Annotated in this window: 20 protein-coding genes; 6 read left to right on the plus strand and 14 right to left on the minus strand. The window is 60.5% G+C overall.

Annotated features, from left to right (window positions below; translation table 11 throughout):
* Positions 1-54: 54 nt before the first annotated feature.
* From ileS to J7394_RS15540, 5 genes are all read right to left on the minus strand, one after another.
* Entirely contained in the window at positions 55-3,036 is a 2,982-nt protein-coding gene (gene ileS, locus J7394_RS15520) for an isoleucine--tRNA ligase (protein ID WP_209254246.1), read from the minus strand.
* 216 nt (positions 3,037-3,252) lie between these two features.
* Positions 3,253-3,963 carry a VIT1/CCC1 transporter family protein gene (locus J7394_RS15525; protein WP_170639288.1) on the minus strand — a complete coding sequence of 237 codons (711 nt, stop codon included), beginning with the start codon at positions 3,961-3,963 and terminating at the stop codon, positions 3,253-3,255.
* A gap of 59 nt (positions 3,964-4,022) precedes the next feature.
* Positions 4,023-5,012, minus strand: a complete 990-nt coding sequence (locus J7394_RS15530) for a YcjF family protein (protein WP_209254247.1) — start codon at positions 5,010-5,012, stop codon at positions 4,023-4,025.
* Entirely contained in the window at positions 5,005-5,460 is a 456-nt protein-coding gene (locus J7394_RS15535) for a GNAT family N-acetyltransferase (protein WP_209254248.1), read from the minus strand. The genes J7394_RS15530 and J7394_RS15535 overlap by 8 nt, the downstream gene beginning before the upstream one ends.
* The gene (locus J7394_RS15540) at positions 5,457-6,872 is read right to left on the minus strand and encodes a YcjX family protein (RefSeq protein ID WP_209254250.1); all 1,416 of its coding nucleotides are present in this window, start codon (positions 6,870-6,872) and stop codon (positions 5,457-5,459) included. The genes J7394_RS15535 and J7394_RS15540 overlap by 4 nt, the downstream gene beginning before the upstream one ends.
* 107 nt (positions 6,873-6,979) lie before the next feature.
* On the opposite strand from J7394_RS15540, the gene truA reads away from it, so the two are divergent.
* Positions 6,980-7,744, plus strand: a complete 765-nt coding sequence (gene truA, locus J7394_RS15545; RefSeq protein WP_209254252.1) for a tRNA pseudouridine(38-40) synthase TruA — start codon at positions 6,980-6,982, stop codon at positions 7,742-7,744.
* A 6-nt stretch (positions 7,745-7,750) separates the two neighbouring features.
* Here the strand turns inward: truA and J7394_RS15550 are convergent, their stop codons facing one another.
* The 4 genes from J7394_RS15550 to J7394_RS15565 are packed head-to-tail and all read right to left on the minus strand — an operon-like array spanning position 7,751 to position 11,466.
* Positions 7,751-8,713, minus strand: a complete 963-nt coding sequence (locus tag J7394_RS15550; protein ID WP_209254254.1) for a nickel/cobalt transporter — start codon at positions 8,711-8,713, stop codon at positions 7,751-7,753.
* A complete protein-coding gene (locus tag J7394_RS15555; RefSeq protein WP_371812039.1) occupies positions 8,698-9,396 on the minus strand; it encodes a DUF1007 family protein in 699 nt (232 codons plus the stop codon). The genes J7394_RS15550 and J7394_RS15555 overlap by 16 nt, the downstream gene beginning before the upstream one ends.
* A gap of 22 nt (positions 9,397-9,418) precedes the next feature.
* The gene (locus J7394_RS15560; protein WP_209254255.1) at positions 9,419-10,222 is read right to left on the minus strand and encodes a thioesterase family protein; all 804 of its coding nucleotides are present in this window, start codon (positions 10,220-10,222) and stop codon (positions 9,419-9,421) included.
* Positions 10,223-10,230: 8 nt separating this feature from the next.
* A complete protein-coding gene (locus J7394_RS15565; RefSeq protein WP_209254256.1) occupies positions 10,231-11,466 on the minus strand; it encodes an acyl-CoA dehydrogenase family protein in 1,236 nt (411 codons plus the stop codon).
* 126 nt (positions 11,467-11,592) lie between these two features.
* Here J7394_RS15565 and J7394_RS15570 point away from each other — a divergent pair, with 126 nt between their 5' ends.
* Positions 11,593-12,528 (plus strand): glyoxylate/hydroxypyruvate reductase A, encoded by a 936-nt coding sequence (locus J7394_RS15570; RefSeq protein WP_209254257.1) that lies wholly within the window; start codon positions 11,593-11,595, stop codon positions 12,526-12,528.
* Positions 12,529-12,534: 6 nt separating this feature from the next.
* On the opposite strand, the gene J7394_RS15575 is transcribed toward J7394_RS15570, so the two are convergent.
* Positions 12,535-12,885 (minus strand): hypothetical protein, encoded by a 351-nt coding sequence (locus tag J7394_RS15575; protein WP_209254258.1) that lies wholly within the window; start codon positions 12,883-12,885, stop codon positions 12,535-12,537.
* 210 nt (positions 12,886-13,095) lie between these two features.
* Between J7394_RS15575 and J7394_RS15580 the strand changes: the two genes are divergently transcribed.
* From J7394_RS15580 to J7394_RS15595, 4 genes are all read left to right on the plus strand, one after another.
* On the plus strand, positions 13,096-13,419 hold the full coding sequence (locus tag J7394_RS15580; protein ID WP_209254259.1) for a hypothetical protein: 324 nt from the start codon (positions 13,096-13,098) through the stop codon (positions 13,417-13,419).
* 54 nt (positions 13,420-13,473) lie between these two features.
* Positions 13,474-14,460 carry a type I glyceraldehyde-3-phosphate dehydrogenase gene (locus J7394_RS15585; RefSeq protein WP_209254260.1) on the plus strand — a complete coding sequence of 329 codons (987 nt, stop codon included), beginning with the start codon at positions 13,474-13,476 and terminating at the stop codon, positions 14,458-14,460.
* Between the two features lie 254 nt (positions 14,461-14,714).
* A complete protein-coding gene (locus tag J7394_RS15590; protein WP_209254261.1) occupies positions 14,715-16,520 on the plus strand; it encodes an autotransporter assembly complex family protein in 1,806 nt (601 codons plus the stop codon).
* Positions 16,517-20,596, plus strand: coding sequence for a translocation/assembly module TamB domain-containing protein (locus J7394_RS15595; RefSeq protein ID WP_247748252.1), 4,080 nt, complete (start codon positions 16,517-16,519; stop codon positions 20,594-20,596). The genes J7394_RS15590 and J7394_RS15595 overlap by 4 nt, the downstream gene beginning before the upstream one ends.
* On the opposite strand, the gene J7394_RS15600 is transcribed toward J7394_RS15595, so the two are convergent.
* The 4 genes from J7394_RS15600 to J7394_RS15615 all read right to left on the minus strand — a co-directional run bounded on the left by J7394_RS15600 (position 20,593) and on the right by J7394_RS15615 (position 26,533).
* Positions 20,593-21,138, minus strand: coding sequence for a thioesterase family protein (locus J7394_RS15600; RefSeq protein WP_371812040.1), 546 nt, complete (start codon positions 21,136-21,138; stop codon positions 20,593-20,595). The genes J7394_RS15595 and J7394_RS15600 overlap by 4 nt on opposite strands.
* Positions 21,135-21,917 (minus strand): cyclase family protein, encoded by a 783-nt coding sequence (locus J7394_RS15605; protein ID WP_209254263.1) that lies wholly within the window; start codon positions 21,915-21,917, stop codon positions 21,135-21,137. The genes J7394_RS15600 and J7394_RS15605 overlap by 4 nt, the downstream gene beginning before the upstream one ends.
* A 111-nt stretch (positions 21,918-22,028) precedes the next feature.
* Entirely contained in the window at positions 22,029-24,815 is a 2,787-nt protein-coding gene (gene fdhF / locus J7394_RS15610; protein ID WP_209254265.1) for a formate dehydrogenase subunit alpha, read from the minus strand.
* A gap of 14 nt (positions 24,816-24,829) precedes the next feature.
* Positions 24,830-26,533, minus strand: coding sequence for an NAD(P)H-dependent oxidoreductase subunit E (locus tag J7394_RS15615; RefSeq protein ID WP_209254267.1), 1,704 nt, complete (start codon positions 26,531-26,533; stop codon positions 24,830-24,832).
* Between the last annotated feature and the right edge of the window lie 18 nt (positions 26,534-26,551).

The following is a 26,551-nucleotide window of genomic DNA, read 5'->3' on the forward strand; positions in this document are numbered from 1 at the left end:
GAGCGCGAGGCAGAGCCTCGCAAAAGACTCAGCCCACCGCACTCAAGAGGCACTTCAGCTCAGTGCTTCATCACAGCGCCCACAGACGCCCGCATGACTATGCCGTCCCACGTCGGGCAGAATCTTCCAGCAGCGTTGGCATTTGTCGCCTTCCGCCTTCTCAAAAACCACACCAACGCCTTCAATCTCGGGCACGCGGAAGGCTTCGGCCGGGGCCGGGTCCTTGGAGACAGTCAGGCCCGAAGTGATGCACAGATCGTCCACATCAAACGTCGCCAACAGCGCAACAGTGTCCTGATCTTCGACATGCACGATCGGAGCAGCCTCGAGGCTTGAGCCGATCACCTTGTCCTGACGCTGAACCTCTAATGCGGCGGTCACGGCGCGGCGTACACGGCGGACCTTGGCAACGGCCTCTTCCAACGCGGCATCATGCCAATCGGCCGGTGTCTCCGGGAAGTCCACCAGATGGACCGAGCTGTCGTCGTCGGGGAACCGCTCCAGCCAAACCTCTTCCATGGTGAAGACCAGAACCGGAGCCAGCCATGTGGTCAAACGGTGGAACAGGATATCCAGCACAGTGCAGGCCGCGCGGCGACGCAGGCTGTCGCCGTCGCAGTAGAGCGCGTCCTTACGGACGTCGAAGTAGAAGGACGACAGATCTACCGTGGCAAAGGTGAAGACCGCGCTGAACACGCCCTGGAAATCGAACTCTGCGTAGCCTTTGCGGACCTGCTCATCCAGGTCGGCCAGACGGCTGAGCACCCAGCGTTCCAGACGCGGCATATCCTCGGGCGCGACGCGGTCCGCCTCAGTGAAGTCGGCCAAAGATCCCAGCATGAACCGCATCGTGTTGCGCAGACGGCGATAGCTGTCGGCGGTGCCTTTCAGGATTTCCGGCCCGATCCGCTGATCGGCGGTATAGTCGGTCTGAGCCACCCACAGACGCAGGATATCAGCGCCGTATTGCTTGACGACCTCCTCCGGCACGATGGTGTTGCCAAGCGATTTGGACATCTTGTTGCCCTTGGCATCCAGCGTGAAACCATGGGTCACCACGTTGCGGTAGGGCGCGCGGCCTTTGGTGCCGCAGGCCTGCAGCATCGACGAATGGAACCAACCGCGGTGCTGGTCGGTGCCTTCCATATAGACATCGGCGATGCCGTCCTCAGTGCCGTCCTCACGGTCACGCAGAACGAAGGCATGGGTCGAGCCTGAGTCGAACCACACATCCAGCACGTCAAACACCTGATCGTAGTCATCCGGATTGGCGATGCCATCCAGCACCTGCTCTTTGAAGCCTTCAGTGTACCAGATATCCGCGCCGTCCTTCTCAAACGCCGCCTTGATACGCGCGTTGAGGTCCGCGTTACGCAGCAGGTAATCTGCGTCGGTGGGCAGAGCGCCTTTCTTGGTAAAGCAGGTCAGCGGCACACCCCAAGCGCGCTGGCGCGACAGAACCCAATCAGGGCGCGCCTCGATCATGGAATAAAGGCGGTTTCGGCCGGTCTGCGGCGTCCATTTCACCAATTCGTCGATCGAGCGCAGGGCGCGTTCACGGATAGTGTCCCCCATCTCACCCATGCCGTCGTCCAGCTTGCGGTCAACGGATGCAAACCACTGCGGCGTGTTGCGGTAGATGATCGGAGCTTTTGAGCGCCACGAATGCGGATAGCTGTGCTTGATCTTACCACGTGCCAGCAGCCCGCCGACCTCGGCCAGCTTATCGATGACGGCTTTGTTCGCGTCACCTTCGCCGCCCTTGCGGGACAGGATGAACTTGCCGCCAAAGAACGGCAGATCGACACGGAACGAACCATCGTCCATCACGTTATAGGTGATGACCTCTTCCAGCATGCCTTTGTCCCGGAACAGTTCGAATTCCTCCATCCCGTGCGAGGGCGCACAATGGACGAAACCGGTGCCTTCGGTATCTGTAACAAAATCACCAACCACCATGGGGACCTCGTAGTCCCAGTGTCCGGCACTGGCTTCCTTGCTTTCGTCGTCCAAGTTATCGCTGTGAAGAGGGTGTTTGAGTACAACTCGCTCAAAGCCTGAAGCAGTGGCCAGTCGCTCGGCTTTGCAACGCGCTTTGATGAATACATTTTCCGCCAAATTGTCAGCGATAAAGTAAGTGTCTCCGACCTGTGCCCAATTGTCTTCGTCTGCTTCCACAACCTCGTAGAGGCCGTAGGAAATCGAGTCGCTGAAGGCAACGGCTTTGTTGGAAGGCATTGTCCAAGGAGTTGTTGTCCAGATTACAACACGAGCTTTGGCCGCTTTGCGCCCCATCTCCATTTCATTTTCAATAGAGTAGTTCTCGGAGTTCCGGACCAAAACAGGACGTGCCCCGGAAGCCATTGAGAAGCTTACCCAGATGGTGAAGCTTTCCTTGTCGTGATACTCAACCTCAGCCTCGGCCAAGGCGGTCTTCTCGATGGGCGACCACATCACGGGCTTTGAGCCTTGGTAAAGTGTGCCGTTCATCAGGAACTTCATGAACTCGTCCGCGATCACCGCCTCCGCGTGGTAGTCCATGGTTATGTAGGGATCGGGCCAGTTGCCGGTGATGCCCAGGCGCTTGAACTCTTCGCGCTGGATGTCGATCCAGCCTTCTGCGAACTTGCGGCATTCCTGACGGAAGTCGACGATGTTCACCTCGTCCTTGTTCTTGCCCTTCTTGCGATACTGTTCCTCGATCTTCCACTCGATGGGCAGACCGTGACAGTCCCAGCCGGGCACGTAGCGCGCATCAAAGCCCATCATCTGATGACTGCGCACGATCATGTCCTTGATCGTTTTGTTCAGCGCGTGGCCGATATGCAGGTGACCGTTGGCGTAGGGGGGACCATCGTGCAGGGTGAAGGGCGTGCGGCCCTGTTTCTCGCGCAGGCGGTCGTAGACGCCAATCTTTTCCCAACGCTCTAGCCATGCGGGTTCGCGCTTGGGCAATCCGGCGCGCATGGGGAATTCGGTCTTGGGCAGGTTCAGCGTGTCTTTGTAGTCAGGTGTCTGGATCGTGTCGGCGCACATTGGGGGCGTCCTTTGGATGATCTGGTCGTACTAGGATCGAAGCGGTCGGTGCGAAGTCTCAAACACCTTTGCCCGGCGTCTCAGAGGGTCAGAGCGCCGGGGATATAATTCGAATAATGATGGCCATCCGGTCATACATGGGGGCGCTTATAAGCCGCCCATGCCCGATGGTCCAGAGGCTCCGCCCCATGCGACGAATAGCGCTACATCATTGGGCTAAGGGTGAAACAACGACCCCACGAAATAGGCAATCATAGCCGCCGCGCCACCGATTGCGAACGTCTCAAGCCCCGAGCGCCACCACGGGGTCAGCGACCATCGGCTTTTCAGCGCTCCGATGGCGAAAAACACTCCCATCGTCATGCAGACGGAGACAGTGAAAGCGTTGTCCAGAGCCAGCAGAAACGGCAGCAGAGGCACCATCCCGGCCACCAGAAAGGCAAGAAACGTGGCCATCGCAGCCTTCACGGGATGCGGATCGACACTGCCAAGCCCGTATTCGCCCTCGATCATCAGGTTGATCCAGTTTTCGCGGTCCGCGGTGATAGCTTCTGTCGCATCCTCCAACACCTGCCCGGACAAACCCTTCTGCGCAAGGATCTCGCGCACCTCATCGCGTTCGCCATCTGGGTAGAGCGCGATGTGACGCTGTTCGATGGCTCGAATGCGTTTGATATTGTCCAATTCGGCCTTGGTGCCTGAATAGTTGCCAACGGCCATCGAAAACCCGTCAGCCAGTACATTCGCCAAGCCCAGAGCGACAATCACGAACGAGGACAACCCGGCGCCCGCAACACCAGCAACGATCGCGAATGTGGTGACCGACCCGTCTATGCCCCCATACACGATGTCACGCAAAACGCCCCGCCCGGGCGGGTCACTTATTCTCTGTTCGATTTCCTGCTGGCTGTGACCGTGATCTGTCATGGCTCGCTTTCTGTCACATTCACTGTGACGAATGGCATGCCATCCCGCCTTGCGTCAGATCAAGTCTTGCTGAACAGCCCCTGCAACGCCCTTTTGATCATCGTGCGGACCGACGGTTTGTGACGATCTGAGAAGGGCAAGGGTCGACACACTTCCATCGCGGCCACCCCGACGCGGGCGCTAAGGGCACCGTTCACCAACCCTTCGCCAAAACGGCGCGACAATTTGCTGAGGACCGAGCCGCCCAGAACAGGCTCCAGCAGATCGTCGCCGACAGCCACCGCGCCGGTCGCCACCAGATGCACGAAAACCGCGCGTGTCAGTCGCCAGCTGCCCAGAAACCCGGCCCGACCGCCATAGATCTCGGCCACCCTCCGGATCATTCGAAGTGATGCCGCAAGGGCCGTGACCACATCCGCAAGGGCCAGAGGCACCAAGGCCGTGACCGTGGCGACCTGACGGGCTGCCGCCTCAACCTCGCGACTGGCGGCGGCGTCCAAGGGGGCCAGCAGTTCATCCTCGGCCAAAGCCAACAGGCCAGAGGCGTCGAATTGTTCTGACATACGTTCGGACAGCCGATCACGGCCCCATTTGGTCTCATCCCGGCCTTTGTAGAAGGCAATCAGGCGGGTCGTGACCTCGCGCGCCTTGGTCAGGTCGGCATCCGCCAAGGCCTCATCCGCCGCACGGCGCAATCCGTCGACGCGAGACAGGCGACCAATTGCGGCCAGTTCCCGTATAGCGATGATCAGTGCGACAAGGACCAACGCTGCGATCAAACCGGTGACACCCCAGCCCAGAATGGGCGCGCGTGCGATCAGCGAGGTCGCGAAATCCCATGCGGCGACCGAAATCGCAGCCCCGACAACTGCCAGCGCCAACCCCCAGAACCATCGCGCCAAGGCTGAGGGTTTGCGGGCGGCAAATCGCGCCGCGCTTTGCATGGCCTGCCCTTGCGGCGGCACCAGATCGGGTACCGGAGGGGCCTTGGCCACGTCAGCGGCAGGCTCATCTGTTTCGAGGTCGATCAGGACCGGACCTTTAGCCATTCTCTGCCCCTTCACTGCGCCAGACATATTTGATGTCAGGCAGGTTTTCATCGTTGTCCGCCCCTTCGCTTCGGGCGACCTCGGCAAAGCCGTTGCGTTCATAGAACCTGCACGCGCCGGCGTTGGCCTGAAATGCAAACAGCGTCAGCCGCGAGTGCTTCGTTTTAGCATGATCAAGCAACCGCTTGCCGATCCCCTGCCCGCGCACCGCAGGCGTCAGATACAGGGAATGCACATCCGTTCCGTTCAGGGCCAGAAATCCAACCACTGTGTCCGAGACCTCGGCAACGGTGACCCAGCCCTGATCAATCATACGGCCGCAAAAGGCGATTGTTTCAGCGCAGCTGTGGAGGTCGGGCATCCAGTCATTCTCGCGCGAAAACCCGTGCAGGATTTCCCCGGTCGCACCGGCATCGGTGCTGCGGGCGGGGCGGAGCGTAACCGTCACAGCCGATCTCCGATCAGGAACTGCGCGGCCCGATCCAACCGGATATGCGGCGGGCCGTCGCCGGGGCGCAGCGTCAACTGGGCCGGAGCGAAGGACATGAAACCATAGTCATCGCCAAGCCACACCTCGGCCCCGTTTCGGGCCGGGCCAAGCAGATGGGATGGATCATCCGGCAGCTCTCCGGGGTAGAACGCGGCTTGTTTGCCACTGTCCAGCAAGGTGCCCCGAATGCAGGGCAGCTCGGTCCCGTTGTGGCTGCGCATCTCTTCGGTCGTGGCACGCAGCGAGGCCAGTGACAGGGCCGCCGTTTCAGCACCGGCGAAGCTCGCCCGATCCCGCGCCTCACGCGTCAGGGCCTCCATGATCGCGGTCAGGCGGGGGTGTTGCGTGTGGTGCAGGTGGTCGGCCTTGGTGGCCGCAAACAGAATGCGTTCAACCCGTTTGCCCAGCAGCAACTGACTGAGCCACGCGTTGCGCCCCGGACGAAAGGCCGAAAGGATATCGCCCATGGCGCGGCGCATATCCTCGACCGCCTGCGGGCCTTTGTGGATTGCGCCCAGCGCATCGACCAGCACAACCTGACGGTCGATCCGTGAGAAATGATCGCGAAAAAACGGCTTCACCACTTGGGATTTATAAGCCTCGTAGCGCCGCTCCATCTCGCGCTGCAGGGTGCGACGGCGCGAGGGGTCGGAGACTGGCAAAGGCGCAAAGGTCAGAACCGGAGAGCCTGCTAGATCGCCCGGCAACAGAAAACGACCCGGCGTGCAATCATAGAAACCAGCGTCCCGCGCGGTGTTCAGATAGGTCGTGAACGCAGCGGCCAGAGCCTGCGCGGTGGGCTCACCATGCTCCGCTGTCAAATCGGTGCCACGGGCCTGCGCCAGAAACTCGGCTGCCTCGGGGCGGTTTTCGATGCGCGACAGCGTCTCCTGCGACCAGTCCGCGTAGGTTTTGTCCAGCAGCGCGAGGTCCAGAAGCCACTCGCCGGGATAGTCCACGATGTCCAGATGAACGGTGCGCGGTCCCTGAAGCCCTGCCAGCAACCCGGCCGGTCGGGCTTTGAAGGACAGGCGAAGTTCGGACACCGCGCGTGTGCTTTCGGGCCAGTGCGGCTTTGGGCCAGTCAGGTCGGAGAGGTGAGATTCGTAGTCGAACCGCGGGACCGTGTCGTCTGGCTGCGGTTGCAGGTAGGCCGCGTTGATCCGCCCCTCTTGCTGCGCAACCAGGCCGCTCATGCGGCCCCGGTCCAGCAGGTTTGCCACCAGCGACGTGATGAAAACCGTCTTGCCGGAGCGTGCCAGACCGGTGACGCCCAGACGGATGACAGGCTCGAAAAACGTCTCGGACACGCTGTCGCCGATGGATTCGACGCCGCGCACAAGACTGTCTGCCAGGGATGAGATGACCAAATTGTCGCCCCGCAATAATCGTTTCGCCCAAGATAGGTAGCCGCTGCCGGACATGCCAGCGCTTTCGCCCCCTTGCCCGTTTGCGCGTCGCGCGCTACCAGCGGCCCATGCCCAGATATGCTTTGAAAGTCGAATACCAAGGGGAGCCGTTTGCCGGATGGCAACGCCAGAAAGAGCTGCCCTCAGTTCAAGGGGCCATTGAGCACGCCCTGTCCCGCATCCAGCCGGGCGATCACACCATTGCCGCCGCCGGGCGCACCGATGCGGGTGTGCATGCGCTGGGGCAAGTGGCGCATTGTGATCTGGTCAAGGAATGGGACCCCTTCCGCCTGTCCGAGGCGTTGAACTATCACCTCAAGCCGCATCCGGTGGCGATTGTTCAGGCTGCGCGGGTCGCTGATGACTGGCACGCGCGCTTTACGGCGGTTGAACGTCAATACCTGTTCCGCATTCTCATGCGCCGCGCGCCTGCGACCCACGACAAGGGGCAGGTTTGGCAGATCAACCATCAACTGGACGTCGAGGCCATGCAGGCGGGCGCGGATATGTTGATCGGGCAGCATGATTTCACCACCTTCCGATCCTCAATATGTCAGGCGGCAAGTCCGGTGAAAACTCTGGATGAGTTGCGGGTGGAACAAGTGCAGGGCTTTTCCGGCCCCGAGGTGCATTTTCACGTGCGGGCGCGGTCGTTCCTGCACAATCAGGTGCGCAGCTTTGTGGGAACGCTGGAACGCGTTGGCGCGGGAACGCGGTCACCCGAGGATGTGCGCGACGCGCTGGAGGCCAAAGATCGCGCCGCCTGCGGGCCGGTTTGCCCGCCGCAAGGGCTGTATCTGGCACGGGTCGGTTACCCTGATCCGGTTTTCTAGATCGCTTTAAATCGCGCGCAACAACAGGCCGCTGGCAATCACGACAATCATTAGCCCTGCCACCAGTTCGATGGTCGGGGCCAGTATCGACGCAAATCGCGTGGCCGAGGCAGAGGCAAGCAACCCGCCGCGCAGGCCAAAGGACGTCCAGCCGACCAGCGTTGTGACAGTCGCGGTGCCCAGCGCCATCGCGAAAGCTCCGGCAACTCCGACCATGGCGATTCCCATCTGCCAGGTCAGGATCAGCACGAACAATGCCCCGGTACAGGGGCGCGCGGCGATGCCCGCGATCAGCACGAGCGCCTCACGCAGTGACCCGACATTGGCGACCTCTTCCGCGCTGGGACCGTGGCGATGGCCGCAATCCGAGCAGACCTCATCATGGTGATGATGATGGTGATGGTCGTGCTCATCATGGTGGTGGTCGTGGTGATGCTCATGGTCGTGAGAATGCCCATGCGCCGCATCGCTGCGGGACCGTCGCGCAAAACTACGCATCCCGCGAAAAACCAGCCACAAACCAATGGCCGCGATGGCCGCATAACTGATTGGAGCCATAACCTGCTCGGTCGTGCCCACAAGCGTCTCACGTGACAACTGGAAAATCAGAACCCCGGCATAGACCAAAACAACCGCCGTCACGGCCTGCCCGAGGCTCGACAATACGCTGATAGCGGAAAGTCGCCAGAAGGCGACCTGACGACCCAAACCGTAGCCTCCGATCAGGACCTTACCGTGCCCCGGACCGATGGCGTGAAAGAACCCGTAGGCGAAACAAACGGTCAGCAGAGTTGCCACCGCCTGAGGTTGTTCGGCGCGGGCCGCCCGAAGGGCACGCGCGATCTGGTTCTGGAATTCGCGTTGTTCGCCAGCCGCCCAAGCAGCTAGGCTGTCAAACCCACCACTGCCCCAGAACCACAAAAGCAGGCCACAGGCGATGGCGACGGGAACAATCAGGTATTTGGACATGAAATCAAAATCTCGGTCGCAAAGCTTTCGCCGACAAGCGGGATATCGTTTTCCTCAAGGTCGTATTCTGCATCCAAGGTCAGCAGAAAGGCCTGCATCTGCGCCAATTGGCCCTCGATATCCGGCTCGATCCGTTCGAGCAGACAGGTCGCGGGGCCGGACACGGTGACCGGGCGGGTGACGTCGTAGGCGGTGTAATAAGTTTCATCGAAGGCTTTTGCCGAAATCGCTTCGGCCGGGACAGATCCGCCTTCGATAGCGCGTAGATGAGTTGTGACGATGCGACCATCTTCGGTCGTGGCGTGCGGCTCCAACGGGCCAGACAAGGCAATCGGGGCACCGCCGGCGGTCACCACCAGATCACCGTTATAGCCTTCCATCCATTGCGCATCGAACCCGGTCAGGAACTGCTGCTCACTTTCGGTCAGCGCGCCGTCTCCATCCTGATCCAACCGCATGTCTTCCAACTGCAGCAGCGAGAACAGCTCGTCATAGGCCCAGGTCACGCGGACATGGGTCAACTGTCCGGCCTCGTCCACAATGAACTCCAGCCCGGTGTCGATGAAGACATGCGGGTGGGCCAACGCCGGGATCGGCAGGCAGCAAGTCAGGAATGGGATCAACCAACGCATAGGGGCAAGATAGGTGTCGGGATGGGCATCGGCAATGCGATTTCCGGTCACGATGCAGAAACTGGCCGACCGGTCACTTGGGCGGGAACAGAACAATCGTTTGCAGGGCCGTTCCGACAGGCCCCTGCCTGTCATGCAGCACCGACTGAGACATTCCGATTCCTGAGGGTTGCCAATGCGAAATGGATTGGGAGGCCAACCAGTCCGAGGTGGGCTCCCGGTGGATGTTGATGGTCAGATCGGTGTTCATGAACCCCATCTCGGCGGTTGGGGCATTCCATGAGATTCCATTGCCGCAATCCCCCAAGGCGCAGAGCGATTGGATCGGAGACTGCACCTCACCCTCCAACAGGTTCGGGGTCCGCATCCACACGGTTTTCGGCCCTACGCCCTGCTTGTCCCCCGCCCCGTATCTGATATCGCTAAAATGTGCGAAACCGGGCAGGTCATGGCGCACCTCTCCGATCGGGAAAGGGCCTTCGGCCGCATCTTCGAACCGCAATGGCCGCGTTTCGACATTGGGCACATCGCCCAAGTCCCGGCGCACCACATGCATCGTGGTTGCTGTCGCACACAGGGTGTCGTCCAGATCATGCACCGTCACTCGTGTGGTCCCGAGCGTTCTGGTATGGCGCATGGTCTCAGCCGCAACGCGCAGCCCAGCAAGAGGCAAAGGGCGCAGCAGATCAACGGTCAGGCGAGTCAGCATCTTCTCGGGCCCGACCTCGGTTTCTGCCGCGCGCACGATTAGGCCGCTCACTGGCCCTGCGTGACAATGCTCCGCCGACCAGGGACCGCGCGCCGGGTCATTGCCGACAAAAGCCCCGTCCTCTCGCTGATGAAAATAGGAGAGATCTTCGAAATCATAGGTAGCCATCCGGGGCGTCAGACCTTTTCCTGTGTGTATTTCCTAAGCTCCGCACGCGCGACCTGACGGCGATGCACCGCATCCGGCCCATCGGCGAGGCGCAATGTGCGGACATGAGTCCAGGCATTGGCCAGCGGGGTATCCTGACTGATCCCCTGCGCCCCAAACATCTGCACCGCCTCGTCAATCACTTTCAGCGCGACCTGAGGCGCAATCACCTTGATCTGGCTGATCCAAGGTGCCGCCGCCCGCGCATTGCCCTGATCCATGTACCACGCTGCTTTCAGGCATAGCAGACGGGCCATTTCAATCTCCATACGGCATTCGGCGATGATGTCGTAGTTAGCCCCAAGCTGCGCCAGCTTCTTGCCGAACGCCTCGCGCTGCAGCGACCGTTTGCACATCTGCTCAAGTGCGCTTTCGGCCTGCCCGATGGCGCGCATGCAGTGGTGAATGCGGCCCGGCCCCAACCGGCCTTGCGCGATTTCGAACCCACGACCTTCACCAAGCAGGATGTTTTCCGCGGGGACGCGAACATTGGTGAACCGGATGTGCATATGTCCGTGGGGTGCATCGTCGTGGCCATAGACCTCCATGGGCCGCAGGATCTCGATCCCCGGCGCGTCAACCGGCACCACGATCATGGACTGGCGCTGATGCTTCGGCTGATCTTCGCCCCCCGTTTTGACCATCACGATGTAAACCTTGCAGCGTGGATCGCCCGCACCCGAGGACCACCATTTCTCACCATTGAGAACATAGTTATCCCCGTCCCGCACACACGACATCGACACATTTGTCGCGTCAGATGAGGCCACGTCCGGCTCGGTCATCAAATAGGCCGAGCGAATCTGACCTTCGAGCAGAGGCTTCAGCCACTGCTCTTTCATCTTCTCGGTGCCGTAACGCTCGAACACCTCCATGTTTCCGGTGTCGGGGGCCGAGCAGTTGAATACCTCGGCCCCAAGAGGCGTCTTGCCCATCTCTTCGGCGAAATAGGCGTATTCGACCGTTGTCAGACCAAAGCCCTTTTCGCTGTCGGTCAGCCAAATATTCCAAAGCCCGGCGGCCTTGGCCTTGGCTTTCAACCCCTCAAGAATTTCCGCCTGACGGTCGGTATACTGCCAACGGTCGCCCTTGCCGATTTCGGCCTGATATTCCTCTTCCAGCGGCATGATCTCGTCACGGATCATATCTGCGACGCGCTGCAAAAGGGCGCGGTTTTCCTCGCGCAGACCGAATGACATGTTCATGAACGCTCCTCCGTTGCCCATCGGTTCGGGCTTTACCTTCGCTTGAAGAATGGCTTAGCTGCCCGGACCCTGTCCAGTTCCATGACGGGACGTCACCTTCATCTATTTCCAATACATGAGGCATCCATGGCACTTTTGATCGAAACCGGCCTGTCCAACTGGATCAGCGATGCGGATTTGGCCAAAGAGGTCCTGCACCAGTCGCCCGGCGCTGATGTCCGCACCCCGGACACGATCGGAGATCCGGCTGAGATCACCATGGTGGCGGTCAGCACGCTGCAGGATGCGCATATTGAGCGCCTCCCCAACCTCAAACTGGTACAGAAACTGGGCGCTGGCGTGGAAACCATCGTCGGCAACCCCAATTTGCCCGATCATATCCGCGTCGCACGCCTGAGGCCGGACGCCCCGGCACAAGAAATCGCCGAGTGGTTTCTGGCCCATATCCTCCGCGCCCAGCGCCATTTGGGAGACTACGAAGCCGCCCAGCGCCGGTCCGAATGGTCCCCCAAAGCGCCGCGCATCACGTCAGAGACAAAGGTCGGTGTACTGGGGCTTGGCACGATCGGCACGCGCACGGCCCTCATGCTGAAGGGCCTTGGCTTTCAGGTCATGGGTTGGAGCCGGTCACCCAAGCAAATCGACAGCGTAACCTGCCTGCACGGCCAGAATGTCCTGCCCGAACTGCTTGGTCAGTGCGACTACGTCTGCGCCATCTTACCCTCGACCCTGCAAACCGTTGGACTGTTTGATGCCGACATACTCGCCGCGATGAAGCCCGGCAGCCATCTGCTGAACGCAGGGCGCGGCGATCTGATTGACGAGACCGCATTGATCGCGGCATTGGACGCAGGCACGCCCGGCCATGCCGTTCTGGATGTCACCTCTCAAGAGCCTCTGCCGCTAGACAGCCCTCTTTGGCAGCATCCCGGCGTGACGATCACGCCGCATGTCTCGGGCTGGCATCTGGGGGATGCGCTTGCGGACGTGGCCAGGAATTTCGAACGGCTATCCTCGGGCCAGCCGCTGCTGCATGAAATCGACCGAGGCAGAGGCTACTGAAGCGAATCAGGGCGTCAGCAACCAGTTCCCGTTGGCGTCCTTGCACCTGCGCGTTCGAACCTGACGGGCCTGCTCATCTCCGCCGGGTTCAACAGAATGCTCTAACGAGACACAATTCCCCTGAACCGCGCCGATCCGCACCGTGCCTTTCGAACCGGTCGCATCATTGGTCCATGCGCGTTCTTGTCCAACGGACGGAGCACCGCTGGTCAACAACGCGGTGGAGGCCGCGCTCAGCACTTCGAAATCCTGCGGGCTGAGGCCCATTTCCGCAATAATTCGTGACAGAGGTTTGGCCTGAACCGCCCCAACCGTCAGAACTACAGCTGCCAAAACCAAAGAAATCCGGGCTTTCATATGTGCCTCACATGACTGAAATCAATTTGTCCTCAAGGATATACCCCAGCGCGGGCCGGGCCAAGCCCCGAGCGGTTGCACCTTCAGAAAATCCAAATTGAGCGTCTTTAACGCGCAAAGGTAATGCGAATTTGACCCGAAAGGGTTCACAGCAGCGCCTAAATCTGGTGAAATCAGGGAAATTCTCATTTGAATGTAGGAGTTTGCATTATGACCCTGCGCCTGCCCCTTCTGGCTCTGGCCGCGGTTGCCACTTTGACCGTCGCGCCAAGCGCCCCTGCCATCGCCAAGGAAGAGACCAAGTCCGTCGTGGTCCTCAGCCGCACATGGGCGGTGACCCAAGTCGCTGAAGAGCCGGTGATCTACCGCGCCACGCGTGACAACAACAATCTCAACCCGTTCGGCCCGCCACCGCGCCTGCGAACACTGCAGGCGATTTCTGCAATTCAGCAGGCCACTGGCTGCAGACCCATCGTGGCAAGCATGTATCAGAACATCTCGGGCCAGTTTTTCTCGCAGGTTAGCTGCAACTGAAATTGGTACAATACTTTCATTGAGGTCGCCTGAGACGCCTGCCATAGCTTGCGCATGAAACTCGCGATCAATGGATTCGGCCGAATTGGCCGCACGATCCTGCGGCAGGTTCTGGCCATGCCGCAAGGATCGGATATCGAGCTGGTGCTGATCAACGACATCGCACCGCTGGCAACCTGCGCCTACCTGTTCAAATACGACAGCACCTTCGGCCCCTATGCCGGAAAGGTTTCTGAGGGAAACAACGCGCTGGTCGTGGATGGGCAGTCCATCCCCATGACCCACAGCTCTGATCTTGCAAATATCGACCTGTCTGGCGTGGATGTCCTGTTGGACTGCACCGGCATCGCCCGAACTTCCGACGTGGCGCGGCGCGGATTGGCCGCGGGCGCGCGCAAAGTGCTGATCTCCGGCCCCTCTCCCGCCGCCGAGGTGACCGTGGTCCTTGGCGCCAATGAGGATCAACTGGGCGGCGCTCATGTCGTCTCGAACGCCTCCTGCACCACGAACGGGCTGGCGCCTCTGGTCCGGGTTCTGGATGACATCGGCGGGATTACCACGGGCCACATGACGACCATCCACTGCTATACTAACAGCCAACCGATGGTGGATGCCCCGCGCGGCGATCTTGCCCGCTCGCGCGCAGGCGCGCTGTCGATGGTCCCAACGACGTCGAGCGCGATCCACTTGATCGATGTCGTACTACCGCATTTGGCCGGGCGCATCTCAGGCGCGGCGGTACGGGTGCCAACGGCCAGTGTTTCGGCCATCGATCTGATTGTCACGCTTGACCGCAGCCTTGACGCAGAGACCTTCGACAAGGCCCTACGCGATCAGGTCAGCGCGTCGCCGGTTCTGGGGTGGACCGATATGCCGCTGGTCTCCTCCGATCTGCGCGCCCGCCCCGAGTCGTTGGTCATCGCTGGACCAGAGACCCGCATGGTCGGCGCGAACCAGGTCCGCGTCTTTGGCTGGTACGACAATGAATGGGGCTTCTCCGCGCGTATGCTGGACGTCGCCCGCCTCATGACCGCCGCCTGACCCGTCGCAACCGCAGCGCGCACCGCGCGCTGCCCGGCCCAACCAGGTTGGGTTCATCTACGATGCGACCAAACCGGGCGGGAGCCGCCTCAAGCCGTCGACCCCGAATGCAACACAACTGCTGACCTTATTCACTCGCCACACATCAAAAGCCTTTTCCTGAACGGCCTCAAATGCTCTAACATGAATTTAATCGACCGCGATCCGACAGCGCGGTCGAATAGTATTCGAGTTGAGGCAGTTGGAGCCGTTTTATGCAGGGCAGCAGACCGCAACGCCGTCTGACGGGTTGGCTTTTGGCCGCAATGACAGCTTTGGCCCCAACCGGACTGTTGGCCCTTGAAACCAGTCTCGTCGCTCCAGGGGCCTCAAAAGAGTTAAGAGAACGCATCGAGGAAACCTCGTCCGTCACGACCGCTGACTCCCGTGGTCTGGACACACCTCTGGAAATCCTCTCGGCCGCCCTGTCCGATTATCGCACCATTGTTCAGATTCTGTACGACGAGGGCTATTTCAGCCCCGTGGTCAGCATCAAACTCGACGGCAAAGAGGCAGCAGACCTCAGCACCCTGAGCGTTCCCGCACAAATTAACCGCGCTGTGATCACCGTCGAAACCGGTCCAAGCTTCCGGTTCGGCAAAGCAATCGTACAGCCCGTTGCACCGGACACGGTCCTGCCGGAAGAGTTCGCGCCGGGCAAACTGGCCACTACAGGGGCGATCCAACAGGCAACCTCGGCCGGGGTGCAGGGCTGGAGAGATGCCGGTCACGCAAAGGCCGAACTTGCGAACCAAACCATCATCGCCCGCCATGCGCAGGCTCAACTGGACGCACAGATTGATCTGGACCCAGGGCGTCGCCTGACCTTTGGCAGAATGTTCATCAACGGCGACACTGACGTCAAACACCGCTCCATCGAAAAGATAGCGGGCTTCCCAAGCGGCGAGGTCTATTCTCCGGCCCAAATCCAGAAAGTCGGCACGCGCCTACGCCGGACCGGCACGTTCAGCGTTGTCTCGATCACAGAACGCGAAACACCCAACCCCGATGGCACACTGGATTTCGATGCCACCTTCGAAGACCTGCCCAAACGCCGCCTGACCTTCGGGATCGAGCTGGCCTCGCGCGATGGGCTGGATGTGACGGCCACATGGACCCACCGCAACGTCTTTCGCCGCGCCGAACGGCTAAGGTTCGAGGCCGCCCTGCGCAATATAGGCGGGGCCGAGGAACTTGACGGGCGGATCGGACTAAGACTGGACCAACCCGACCGTTTGGGGCCCGATGACAACACGTTCTGGAACGCTCTGTTGGAACGACGCAACACGGAAAACTACAACGTCACCGTCGCATCCTTGGCCTATGGTGCGCGACGCACGTTTTCAGACCGGCTCTATGCCGAAGCGTCTGTCGGTTTTCAGTGGTCGGATGCCGATGACGCCTACGGGGATGGGCGAAAATTCCGATACTTCATCATCCCCCTTCGGTCAGAATGGGACGAGCGCGATAGCAAGATCAGCGCGACACGCGGGTTTTATCTGGACGCGCAGGCCACACCCTTCGCCGGGCTGTCCGGAACCGAAAGTGGCATTCGCCTCTTCGGAGACGGACGGGCCTACACCAGTCTGGGTACTGGCGGAAAACTGGTTCTGGCCGGGCGCGTTCAAATCGGGTCAGTCATCGGCCCATCAGCGGATGGGGTAACGCCGGACTTCCTGTTCTTCTCGGGCGGCGCGGGCACCGTACGCGGCCAACCGTTTGAAAGTCTCGGTATTCCGGTGGGAACCGGCATCGCGGGCGGCAAATCGTTTCTGGGCTTTTCCGGAGAGGTTCGGGGCAAAGTCACCGAAAGCCTGTCTTTGGTCGGGTTTTATGACTACGGTATCGTGGACACCTCGTCCTTCGTAGGCAGCGGCGCCGAGGACCACGCCGGTGCCGGTTTGGGTGTGCGCTATGATCTGGGCGGGTTCGGCCCGCTACGCTTTGATCTGGCCTACCCGGTTCAGGGCGACACCGGCAGCGGCATACAATTCTATATCGGGATTGGACAGGCATTTTGAAACGCTACCTCGCATATCCACTGCTGATCGGTACGCTGACCTGCATACCCCCGGCGCTGCACGCCCAAGAGGACGAAGGCGGCAGCATGATCGAGCGGTTCCTGCAGGATACACTGTCAGGGGATGACCAGAACGTCACCGTCAAAGGCCTTCAAGGCGCACTGAGTTCCCGCGCCACCATCGCCGAGATCACCGTCGCCGATGATGAAGGCGTCTGGCTGACCATCAAGGATGCCGAACTTGACTGGAACCGTCTGGCGCTGATCCGGGGGAGGTTCTCGGTCAACGCGTTGACCGCACAGGAAATCGACATCGCCCGTGCCCCTGGCACCACCACCAAGGAGGCCCCGCCTCCCTCGGCCGAGACCACCCCGTTTCAACTGCCCGACCTACCCGTCGCGATCGAAATCGGAGAGCTTCGGATTGATGAGTTGTCCTTGGGCGAGCCCTTGATCGGCGTCGCCGCTGACCTGAACGTCACCGGCAACCTGTCGCTGGCCGATGGCACGCTGGATACCAGCCTCGACATCACCCGCCTTGACCGCGCCGGAGACGAAATCACCCTCAAAGCCGGTTTCCAGAACGCCAGTAGCCAAATTGATCTGGACCTGAGCGTTGTCGAGGCCTCGGGCGGCCTCATCTCAACCGCGCTGAAAATCCCCGACAGCCCTCCTATTGGTTTGACGGCCAAAGGCTCTGGCCCAGTGACGGACTTCACCGCCGATATCAGCCTGAGCAGTGACAGCCAGCCGCGCGTGACAGGTCAGGTGCGCCTGCGCGCCGCGGAAAGCGGCGCAGCGGATGGGATTGCGTTCACCGCCGATTTGGGCGGTGACCTTACGCCCTTTGTCGCCAGCGAAATGGATGTATTCTTTGGCACCGAAACGCGACTGTTTGTCGATGGCCAGACCCAGCCGGAAGGCGCGCTGAACATCAGTGATCTGGAATTTACGTCTCAGGCGCTCAAACTGGAAGGCCAGTTGGAACTTGCCTCGGGCGGCACATTGCAACTGGCCGCTCTGCAGGGTCGCATCACCCCGCCTGAGGGCGACAAGGTGGTTCTGCCCGTCTCGGGCGGGGGGACGTCGATCGAGGCCGCGCAAATCTCCGCCCTGTTCGACCAGCAGAACGGCAATCTGTGGGACCTGAGCCTGACGGCCAATGGGCTGACCACTGACCAGATCAGCCTGCGGCGCGTGCAAATTGCGGCGCAGGGGAGCTTGGAACAGGGGGATGCCCTCAGCGTGGATGGTGACCTGCAAGCCGCGCTTGACGGTTTAGATCTGGCTGATCCGGCCCTGAACACCGCGATTGGCGACCGGATTACGCTGGACGGCGTGTTCGAATATGGCAGCGACCAAACGCTGAACCTATCCGGGTTCGAGTTGATCGGGGCGGACTACACGCTTGATCTCGACGCGCTGATCAGCGGGCTGACCAGCGGCCTGAACATCGACGGGTCGGCGAAGCTTGACGCCTCCGATCTTTCGCGGTTCTCGGATCTGGCCAAGCTTGACCTCGGAGGAGAGGTCACGGCCACCGTCGAAGGCAGCGGGTCGCCGCTGGAGCGCAGTTTTGACGGGAAAGTCACCGTCAAAGGCCGCGATCTGTCCACGGGGAGAGACGACATCGATCCGGTGATCAAGGGCGAGACCACGATCACGCTGGATGCAAAACGCGGCTCGGACGGCGTGACAATCCGGGACTTCACATTGATCGCAGATGCCGCGCGGGCACAGGCTGCAGGAACCGTGACCACGCCCGATGGGAACCTGTCCATTGACGGGCAAGCCACGGTCAGCGCGCGGGACTTGTCGGTTTTCTCGGGCCTCGCCAAGCGTGATCTGGGCGGTTCGGTACAGGCCAGTCTGAACGGCAAAGGCACAGTCCAGACGCTGGAGTTTGACGGTACGGCCAGCGTGAACGCGCGGGGTATCAAGACCGGGATGGATGATCTGGACCCACTTCTGGCCGGGCAGACCTCAATCGAGTTCGATGGTGCACTGTCGCAAGAGCAGATCGAGATTCGTCAGGCTACGATCAACGGGCGCGCTCTGACGGCCGAGGCCGCCGCGACGATCACCGATCCCACGGGCGATCTGGCCGTCGACGGGCAGGCCAAGGCGAACGTGCCGGACCTATCGCTGTTCTCGGGCCTTGCCGGGCGTGATCTGGCCGGGTCCGTGAAGGCCGATATGCAGGGCAAAGGCGCAATGGGCAGCAAGCTATTCGATGTGCAAGGCACGGCCGAGGCCAATGACATCCGCACCGGGATCGACCAGTTGGATGCACTGATCTCGGGTCGCACGACTCTGAATGTGGATGCTGAAAACACCGACGCAGGCATGAACATCCGCACGTTCCGGCTGAACGGGACGGCGCTGACGGCAAATGCCTCGGGCCAGCTTGATCGTGAATCAGGCGGGCTGAACTTTTCGGCGATGTTGGATGACCTCAGCCGCCTGTCCGATACAGTGTCTGGTCCTTTGAAACTGGATGGCAACGTTGCGCCTACGCGGACAGGGTTGGAAGGCACCGCGCGCCTGCAAGGACCTGACAGCTCGTATGTAAACGTTGTCGGAACGGTTGAGACGGATGGCTCGGCAGATCTGGACTACGACGCCAAGTTCAACCGGATCGAACGCTTTGTACCGGACTTCCCCGGCACAGTGACGGCCGAAGGCACTGCGAAACGCGACAATGGAGTCTGGACGATTTCGTCAAACGCGACAGGGCCCGCGGATCTCAGCACCGAGCTGTCCGGCACGTTTGATGAGGGTACGGGCCTGGCTGATGTAACCGCCCAGGGCGGGATCAATCTGGGTATCGCCAATGCTTTCATCACTCCCAACAAGATCGAAGGCTCCGCCCGTTACAATCTGGCGCTCAAGGGCCAACCCGGGCTGGAGGCACTGTCGGGGACGATTACAACCTCGGGCACGTCTTTTGCGATCCCGACTGCAGGACAAACGATCACTGGGATTGGCGGGTCGGTCGATCTGGCCCAAGGCCGCGCCACGATATCGATGAACGGGGCTATGCGCGCGGGTGGCGGGTTCACCGTCAGCGGACCCGTCGACCTGACCCCGCCGTTTAACGCGCAGATCACAACGACGCTGAACAATCTCGTGCTGACCGACCAGCTGCTCTACGAGACCACGCTGAACGGTCAGATCGTGCTGGCGGGCGCTCTGACAGGCAATAGCAGCCTGGCGGGGCAGATCACATTTGGTGAAACCAACATCAACCTCGCCGCCGCATCGGGTGCAGTCGGCGCAGCACCGATCCCCGAAATACAGCATATAAATGAAAGCCGCCTGGGCTATGTCACCCGTGAACGGGCGCAACTGATCCCCAAGGAAGAGCAAAGCAAAAGCAACTCGCGCATTGCGCTGGATATCAGTCTGCTGGCCCCCAAAGCCGTTTTTGTAAGGGGGCGCGGCGTAAACGCGGAACTGGGTGGGAACATCTCCATCGGTGGCACAACGACATCGGTTGTCCCTTCGGGCCAGATCGAACTGCTGCGCGGTAATCTGGACATTCTGGGGCGCAGGCTGACCCTGACCAAAGGGATCGTCACGCTGCAAGGGGACCTGACGCCCTATATCGAGTTCGAATCCTCGAGCAGCACATCGGACGGAACCGCCACGATCGAGATCGCCGGGCCTCTGGATTCGCCCGAAGTCAATGTTTTCTCAGACCCCGAACGCCCGACCGAAGAGGCGCTGGCCATGCTGTTGTTTGGCAACCGGTTCTCGGAACTCTCACCTTTTGTCATCGCACAGATGGCGGCCTCTCTGGCACAACTCAGCGGGGCCGGCGGCGATGCGACCAAGGGCCTACGAGACTCGACAGGTGTTGACACAGTGGATATCGGTGCGACCGAAGGCGGCGCGGGCCGCTTTGGCGCAGGAGCATATCTTGGGGACAATCTTTACACGGATTTCACCGTCAACACAGACGGCGACACCGAGGTTAACCTGAACCTGGACGTTACGGACAGCTTCACTGTTCGGGGCACTGTTGACGGGCGCGGAGAAACCGGGATCGGGCTGTTTTTCGAGCGCGACTACTAACCAGACTCCTTCCGGCGAATACCAATCGATTGGCCGATTTCCGGAGCCAGAGGAAGCGCCTTGTGATCGGCGACCATCCGCGCCAGCCGCCTGACAGCCCAATCCGGGTAAGGCGCAGACCGCCCCGTAGCGTGGCTAACATTTATAAACAGCACCTCTTGCGTGGCACACACCGTTTCATCCGGCATTGAGACCATCTGCCCGAAATAGTGCCCTCGTTTCTGATCTGCATCCAGCAGCCGAAACCGAAAGTGGATCACCATGTCCGAAGTGACCTCACGCAGGAACTGCATATGCGACTGCAGCACATAAGGCCCCTGCCCCATCGCGGCGACCTGTGGCTCACCCAGACCCAGATGATCGACCAGCAAACGTTCAAAGGCCATGTCGAACGCAACGCCATAGTAGCCGACGTTCATATGCCCGTTGTAGTCGATCCAGCCCGGCTGCAAGGCAAAGCCGAGGATTTCGATCGGTGCATCATACGGGCCATCATGGCCGCCAAGGGGTTGTGTATCTTGCGACATGTTGGTGATTTTCACTCCTCGGGGTCCTCAAAGATCGCGACAGCGCGGATGAATCCGGCTGACGCGCCTTTGATCTTGAAGGGAAAACAAGAAATCTCAAACCCCGTCGCGGGCAAAATTTCGAGATTGGTTAGCTTCTCCATGTGGCAATAGCCGATCTCCATCGAGGCGCGGTGCCCCTCCCAGATGATAGAGGCATCTTTGGTTTCCGCATATTCCTGCGCGGTCAACGGGAAGGGCGCGTCCCAACTCCAGGCATCCGTGCCTGTGACGCGCACGCCGCGTTCTGTCAGATAAAGGGTTGCTTCGCGCCCCATACCGCAGCCCTTCATCAGATAGTCGGGCTGGCCATATTGCGTCCCGGCAGAGGTGTTGACGACCACGATATCCAACGGTTTCAGCGTATGGCCGATCCGTTTCAGCTCGGCCTCGACATCCGCTGCTGTGACCACATAACCATCCTCGAAATCGCGAAAATCCAGTTTAACGCCGGGATTCATGCACCACTCCAGCGGCACCTCATCGATGGTGATCGCCCGCTCACCTTTGTCCATTGTGGAATGATGATAGGGCGCGTCCAGATGTGTCCCGTTATGGGTCGCGATTTGCAATCGCTCGATAGCCCAACCCTCTCCGCCAGGTAGGTCATCCTTTTGCAGGCCGGGAAAGAACGACATGACCTGCTCGGCCGTTTGATCGTGGGTCATGTACTCGATCTCAGGCAGCATGATCGGCGGGTCTGACACGATCCCGGTTTCCAGCGGAACGGACAAATCGACGAAACGGCGGGGCATCGGCAACTCCATCATGAATGACGGTGACAGGGTTGGCCGCGTGTAAGCCGCTGTCAAGACGCGAAAAAGGCGACCCAATGGGCCGCCTTTTCCGAGTGTCTGGAGTGGAGTTTACTCCGCCGCGATGGCGTCTTCGATCTTTTCGACACGGATCGCCGAGAACTTGAACTCAGGGATTTTGCCATAGGGGTCGATGGCCGAGTTGGTCAGGATGTTCGCCGCTGCCTCGACATAGGCAAACGGGATGAACACCATATCTTCGGCAATCGCACGGTCGGCACGAACCATGATCTCGATCGAGCCACGACGCGTAGTCAGGCAGATCATCTCGCCCGGTTCAATCCCCATCAGCTTGAGGGTCCGCGGGTTCATTGAGCAGTTTGCCTCTGGCTCAACCGCGTCCAATACCTTGGCGCGACGAGTCATCGAACCAGTGTGCCAGTGTTCCAGCTGACGGCCAGTGGTGGCGATCATCGGGTATTCGTCATCCGGGGCCTCATCCGGCGGGATGACGCTGGCCGGAGTAAACCGGGCTTTGCCGTCCGCACGTGGGAAACCGTCACCGAACACAATCGCCTGACCCGGGTCTGTCTCGGACAGAGACGGATAGGTGATGGTCTCGGTCTCCAGACGCTCCCACGTGATGTTGTCGAGCGAGTTCATCGTCAACTTCATCTCGTTGAACACCTGAGACACATCGGTGTAGTCCCAGTTCAGCCCGATGCGTTGCCCAAGCTCGACTGTGATCTTCCAATCCTCACGCGCTTCACCCGGAGGGGTCACGGCCGGACGTACGCGCTGCACCTGACGGTTGGTGTTCGACACGGTGCCGTTCTTCTCATACAGCGCCGAGGCAGGCAGGATGATATCGGCATAGTTTGCCGTTTCCGTCAGGAAGATATCCTGCACGATCATCAGCTCCAGCTTGGCCAGAGCGTCGCGGGCGTGGCCAACATCGGGGTCGGACATGGCCGGGTTTTCACCCTGGATATACATCCCCTTGATGTTGCCCGCATAGGCCTGATCAATGATCTCGGTTACGGTCAGGCCCTTCTCGTTCGAGAAGTCACGCTCGTCATTCCAAACACTGTTGAACTTGGCTCGGATGTCATCATCCATAACCGACTGATAGTCCGGCAGGAACATCGGGATCAGACCAGCGTCTGAGGCCCCCTGCACGTTGTTCTGACCCCGCAAAGGGTGCAGACCAGCGCCAGGTTTGCCCACATTGCCGGTCATCAGCGCAAGGCTGATCAGGCAGCGAGAGTTGTCAGTGCCGTGGATGTGCTGGCTGACGCCCATACCCCAGAAGATCAGACCGGCCTTGGCCTGTGCAAAAGTGCGTGCGACGCGGCGCAGCTGCTCAGGTTCGATGCCACAGATCGGCGACATCGCCTCGGGCGTGAACTGGCGCAGATGCTCTTTCTCAGCTTCCCAGTTCTCTGTCCAGCGGTGGATATACTGGCTGTCATACAGCTCTTCCTCGACGATCACGTTCATGATCGCGTTGAGCATCGAGACATCGGCGCCTGGACGGAACTGCAGCATTTCGTCGGCGAATTTGCGCATTCCGACGCCGCGCGGGTCCATCACGATCAGCTTGCCGCCGCGTTTGGCGAACTGCTTGAAGTAGGTCGCTGCAACGGGGTGGTTCTCGATCGGGTTTGAGCCGATGATGATCGCCACGTCCGCGTTTTCGATCTCGTTGAAAGTCGCGGTCACGGCGCCCGAACCCACGTTCTCGATCAAAGCCGCAACCGACGAGGCGTGGCACAGACGGGTGCAGTGGTCGACGTTGTTGTGGCGGAAGCCCTGACGGATGAACTTCTGGAACAGATAGGCTTCTTCATTGGTGCATTTGGCCGAGCCAAAGCCCGCAACGCTGCGCGGGTCTTCTTCGCGCAGGGCCATCAGCTTGGTGGCGGCCAGATCCATCGCCTCTTCCCAGGTCGCTTCGCGGAAATGGGTCGACAGGTTGCCCGGATCGACATTCAGACCCTTTTCAGGTGCGTCCTCACGCCGGATCAGCGGCGTGGTCAGGCGGTGCGGGTGGTGGATATAGTCGAAACCAAAGCGGCCTTTGACACACAGACGGCCTTCGTTTGCGGGGCCGTTGATGCCCTCGACATATTTGACCTTGCCGTCCTTGACCTTCAGCGAGACCTTGCAGCCCACACCGCAGAACGGGCAGACGCTTTCGGTTTCAGAATCGTAGTCCTTGCTGTTACCCTTCTGCTGGTCGTCCAGCACGGTGGCGGGCATCAGCGCACCGGTGGGGCAAGCCTGAACGCATTCACCACAGGCCACACAGGTTGAATCGCCCATAGGGTCGTTCTGGTCGAACACAACCTGCGCCGTATGGCCGCGACCGGCCATGCCGATCACGTCATTCACTTGAACTTCACGGCAGGCTCGGACGCAGAGGTTGCAGTTGATGCAGGCGTCCAGATTGACGCGCATCGCAACGTGGCTGTCATCCAACAGCGGGATCTTTTCGGCCTCTTTCGCCGGGAAACGGCTGTCGCTGACATCGTTCAGCTTGGCCATATCCCAGAAGTGGCTGGAGGTGTCGTGCGCCTCTTCGGGCTGATCGGCAACCAGCAGTTCCATGACCATGGCGCGCGATTTCTCAGCCCGGTCGCTGTCGGTCTTCACCACCATACCGCCTGCGGCGGGGCGAATACACGAGGCGACCAGCGTGCGCTCGCCTTCCACCTCGACCATACAGGCGCGGCAGTTGCCGTCCGGACGATAACCCGGCTGCGGTTTGTGGCACAGATGCGGGATGGTGAACCCTTGGCCCTTGGCGGCTTCCCAGATTGTCCAGCCCTCAGGCACGGTGACATCTTCGCCGTTCAGGTTGAAGGTGACGGTCTTGGTTGGGCTTGCGTCTAGCATGGCTCTGTCTCCCCTCAGATTTCGTCAGCGAAATGTTTCATGACAAGGCGGATCGGGTTCGGGGCCGCCTGCCCCAGACCGCAGATCGAGGCGTCGCCCATGACCTGGCACAGATCTTCCAGCAAATCGGTGTCCCACTTGTCGGCTTGCATCAGTTTCACCGCCTTTTCGCAGCCAGCACGACAGGGCGTACACTGGCCGCAGCTTTCGTCTTCGAAGAAGCGCAGCATGTTCAACGCCGCGTCGCGGGCGGTGTCCTGATCGGACAGAACCACCACAGCGGCCGAGCCGATGAAGGTGCCATGCGGTTGCAGCGTGTCGAAATCCAGCGGGATATCATCCATCGACGCGGGCAGCAGGCCCGAGGACGGACCACCCGGCTGATACGCCTTGAAGGTCTGACCTTCGGCCATACCACCAGCAGCCTCGATCACGTCCAAAATGGTCGAACCGGCAGGCAGCAGGTACACACCCGGCTTCGCCACACGACCCGAGATCGAGTAGCTGCGCAGTCCCTTGCGGCCATTCTTTTCAACCGAGCTCAGGATTTGCGGCCCTTCGCGGCAGATTTTCGAGACCCAATACAGCGTCTCAACGTTGTGAACCAAGGTTGGGCGGTTAAAGACCCCAACCTGCGCCACGAACGGAGGACGGTGGCGCGGCAGGCCCTTCTTGCCTTCGATTGACTCGATCATCGCGGATTCTTCGCCGCAGATATAGGCACCAGCACCCCGGCGCAGGTCGATGTAACCTTCTTCGACAATCCCTGCCTGCTCCAACGCGACGATTTCACGGCGCAGGATTTCCAGCACGGCTGGGTATTCGTCACGCATGTAGATAAAGCAGGTCTCGGCCTCGACCGCCCATGCGGCGATCAGCATGCCTTCCAGGAAGACATGCGGCGTGCGCTCAAGATAGTAGCGATCTTTGAACGTGCCGGGCTCGCCCTCATCGCCGTTCACGGCCAGATAGCGCGGGCCTTCATTCATGCGAACAAAGCCCCATTTCTTGCCCGACGGGAAGCCAGCGCCGCCCAGACCGCGCAGGCCCGAGGACAGAACGTCCTCCTGCACCTTTTCCCAATCGCCGCCTTCGCGCAGCTCTTTCAGCTTGGCGTATCCACCTTCGGCCTCATAGGTCGCGAAGGTTTCATAGTCAGGCAGATGCGCATGGGTGTCACCCGCTGCAATTGCGGCCTGCACCTTTTCGGGGGTCGCATAGTCGATGTGGTTGTGACCGATCTCAAGCACCGGAGCGGTATCGCAGCGGCCCATGCAAGGGGCGCGGACAACACGAACCTCGGACGGGTCCAGACCGTCCTCAAGCGCTTTTTGCAATTGCTGCGCACCGACCATCTCGCAGGACAGGGAATCACAGACGCGGATCGTCAACGCCGGAGGAGGCGTCTCACCCTCTTTCACCACATCGAAATGAGCATAGAAGGTCGCGGTTTCATAAATCTCGGCCTGACCGATGCGCATTTCAACCGCCAAAGCGGCGATGTGGTCGGCGCTGATATGGCCGTGCGCGTCCTGAATTAAATGCAGAAATTCAATCAGCAGATCGCGGCGACGGGGGCGATCCCCCAACAGGCGCGCAATCTCCGCCTGCGCCTCATCCGTGAACTGACGGCCTTTGGGCGTGTGCCGCCCTTTGCCTTTACCTGACTTCCAAACGCCCTTAGGTGCGCCTGATGGCTTGGTATCTAATGGTGCCATGATGCCCTCCGATTGAGG

This window comes from Ruegeria sp. R13_0, from assembly GCF_017743995.1.
In the GTDB taxonomy this organism is placed as follows: domain Bacteria; phylum Pseudomonadota; class Alphaproteobacteria; order Rhodobacterales; family Rhodobacteraceae; genus Ruegeria.

Excerpts from the sequence above, each read along its gene's own strand:
- J7394_RS15550 (WP_209254254.1), bottom strand. The coding sequence starts at position 8,713 with ATGTCCAAATACCTGATTGTTCCCGTCGCCATCGCCTGTGGCCTGCTT.
- truA (WP_209254252.1), top strand. The coding sequence starts at position 6,980 with ATGCCCAGATATGCTTTGAAAGTCGAATACCAAGGGGAGCCGTTTGCC.
- J7394_RS15530 (WP_209254247.1), bottom strand. The coding sequence starts at position 5,012 with ATGGCTAAAGGTCCGGTCCTGATCGACCTCGAAACAGATGAGCCTGCC.
- J7394_RS15525 (WP_170639288.1), bottom strand. The coding sequence starts at position 3,963 with ATGACAGATCACGGTCACAGCCAGCAGGAAATCGAACAGAGAATAAGT.
- J7394_RS15580 (WP_209254259.1), top strand. The coding sequence starts at position 13,096 with ATGACCCTGCGCCTGCCCCTTCTGGCTCTGGCCGCGGTTGCCACTTTG.
- J7394_RS15585 (WP_209254260.1), top strand. The coding sequence starts at position 13,474 with ATGAAACTCGCGATCAATGGATTCGGCCGAATTGGCCGCACGATCCTG.
- J7394_RS15570 (WP_209254257.1), top strand. The coding sequence starts at position 11,593 with ATGGCACTTTTGATCGAAACCGGCCTGTCCAACTGGATCAGCGATGCG.
- J7394_RS15590 (WP_209254261.1), top strand. The coding sequence starts at position 14,715 with ATGCAGGGCAGCAGACCGCAACGCCGTCTGACGGGTTGGCTTTTGGCC.
- ileS (WP_209254246.1), bottom strand. The coding sequence starts at position 3,036 with ATGTGCGCCGACACGATCCAGACACCTGACTACAAAGACACGCTGAAC.
- J7394_RS15565 (WP_209254256.1), bottom strand. The coding sequence starts at position 11,466 with ATGAACATGTCATTCGGTCTGCGCGAGGAAAACCGCGCCCTTTTGCAG.
- J7394_RS15575 (WP_209254258.1), bottom strand. The coding sequence starts at position 12,885 with ATGAAAGCCCGGATTTCTTTGGTTTTGGCAGCTGTAGTTCTGACGGTT.
- J7394_RS15605 (WP_209254263.1), bottom strand. The coding sequence starts at position 21,917 with ATGCCCCGCCGTTTCGTCGATTTGTCCGTTCCGCTGGAAACCGGGATC.
- J7394_RS15615 (WP_209254267.1), bottom strand. The coding sequence starts at position 26,533 with ATGGCACCATTAGATACCAAGCCATCAGGCGCACCTAAGGGCGTTTGG.
- J7394_RS15560 (WP_209254255.1), bottom strand. The coding sequence starts at position 10,222 with ATGGCTACCTATGATTTCGAAGATCTCTCCTATTTTCATCAGCGAGAG.
- fdhF (WP_209254265.1), bottom strand. The coding sequence starts at position 24,815 with ATGCTAGACGCAAGCCCAACCAAGACCGTCACCTTCAACCTGAACGGC.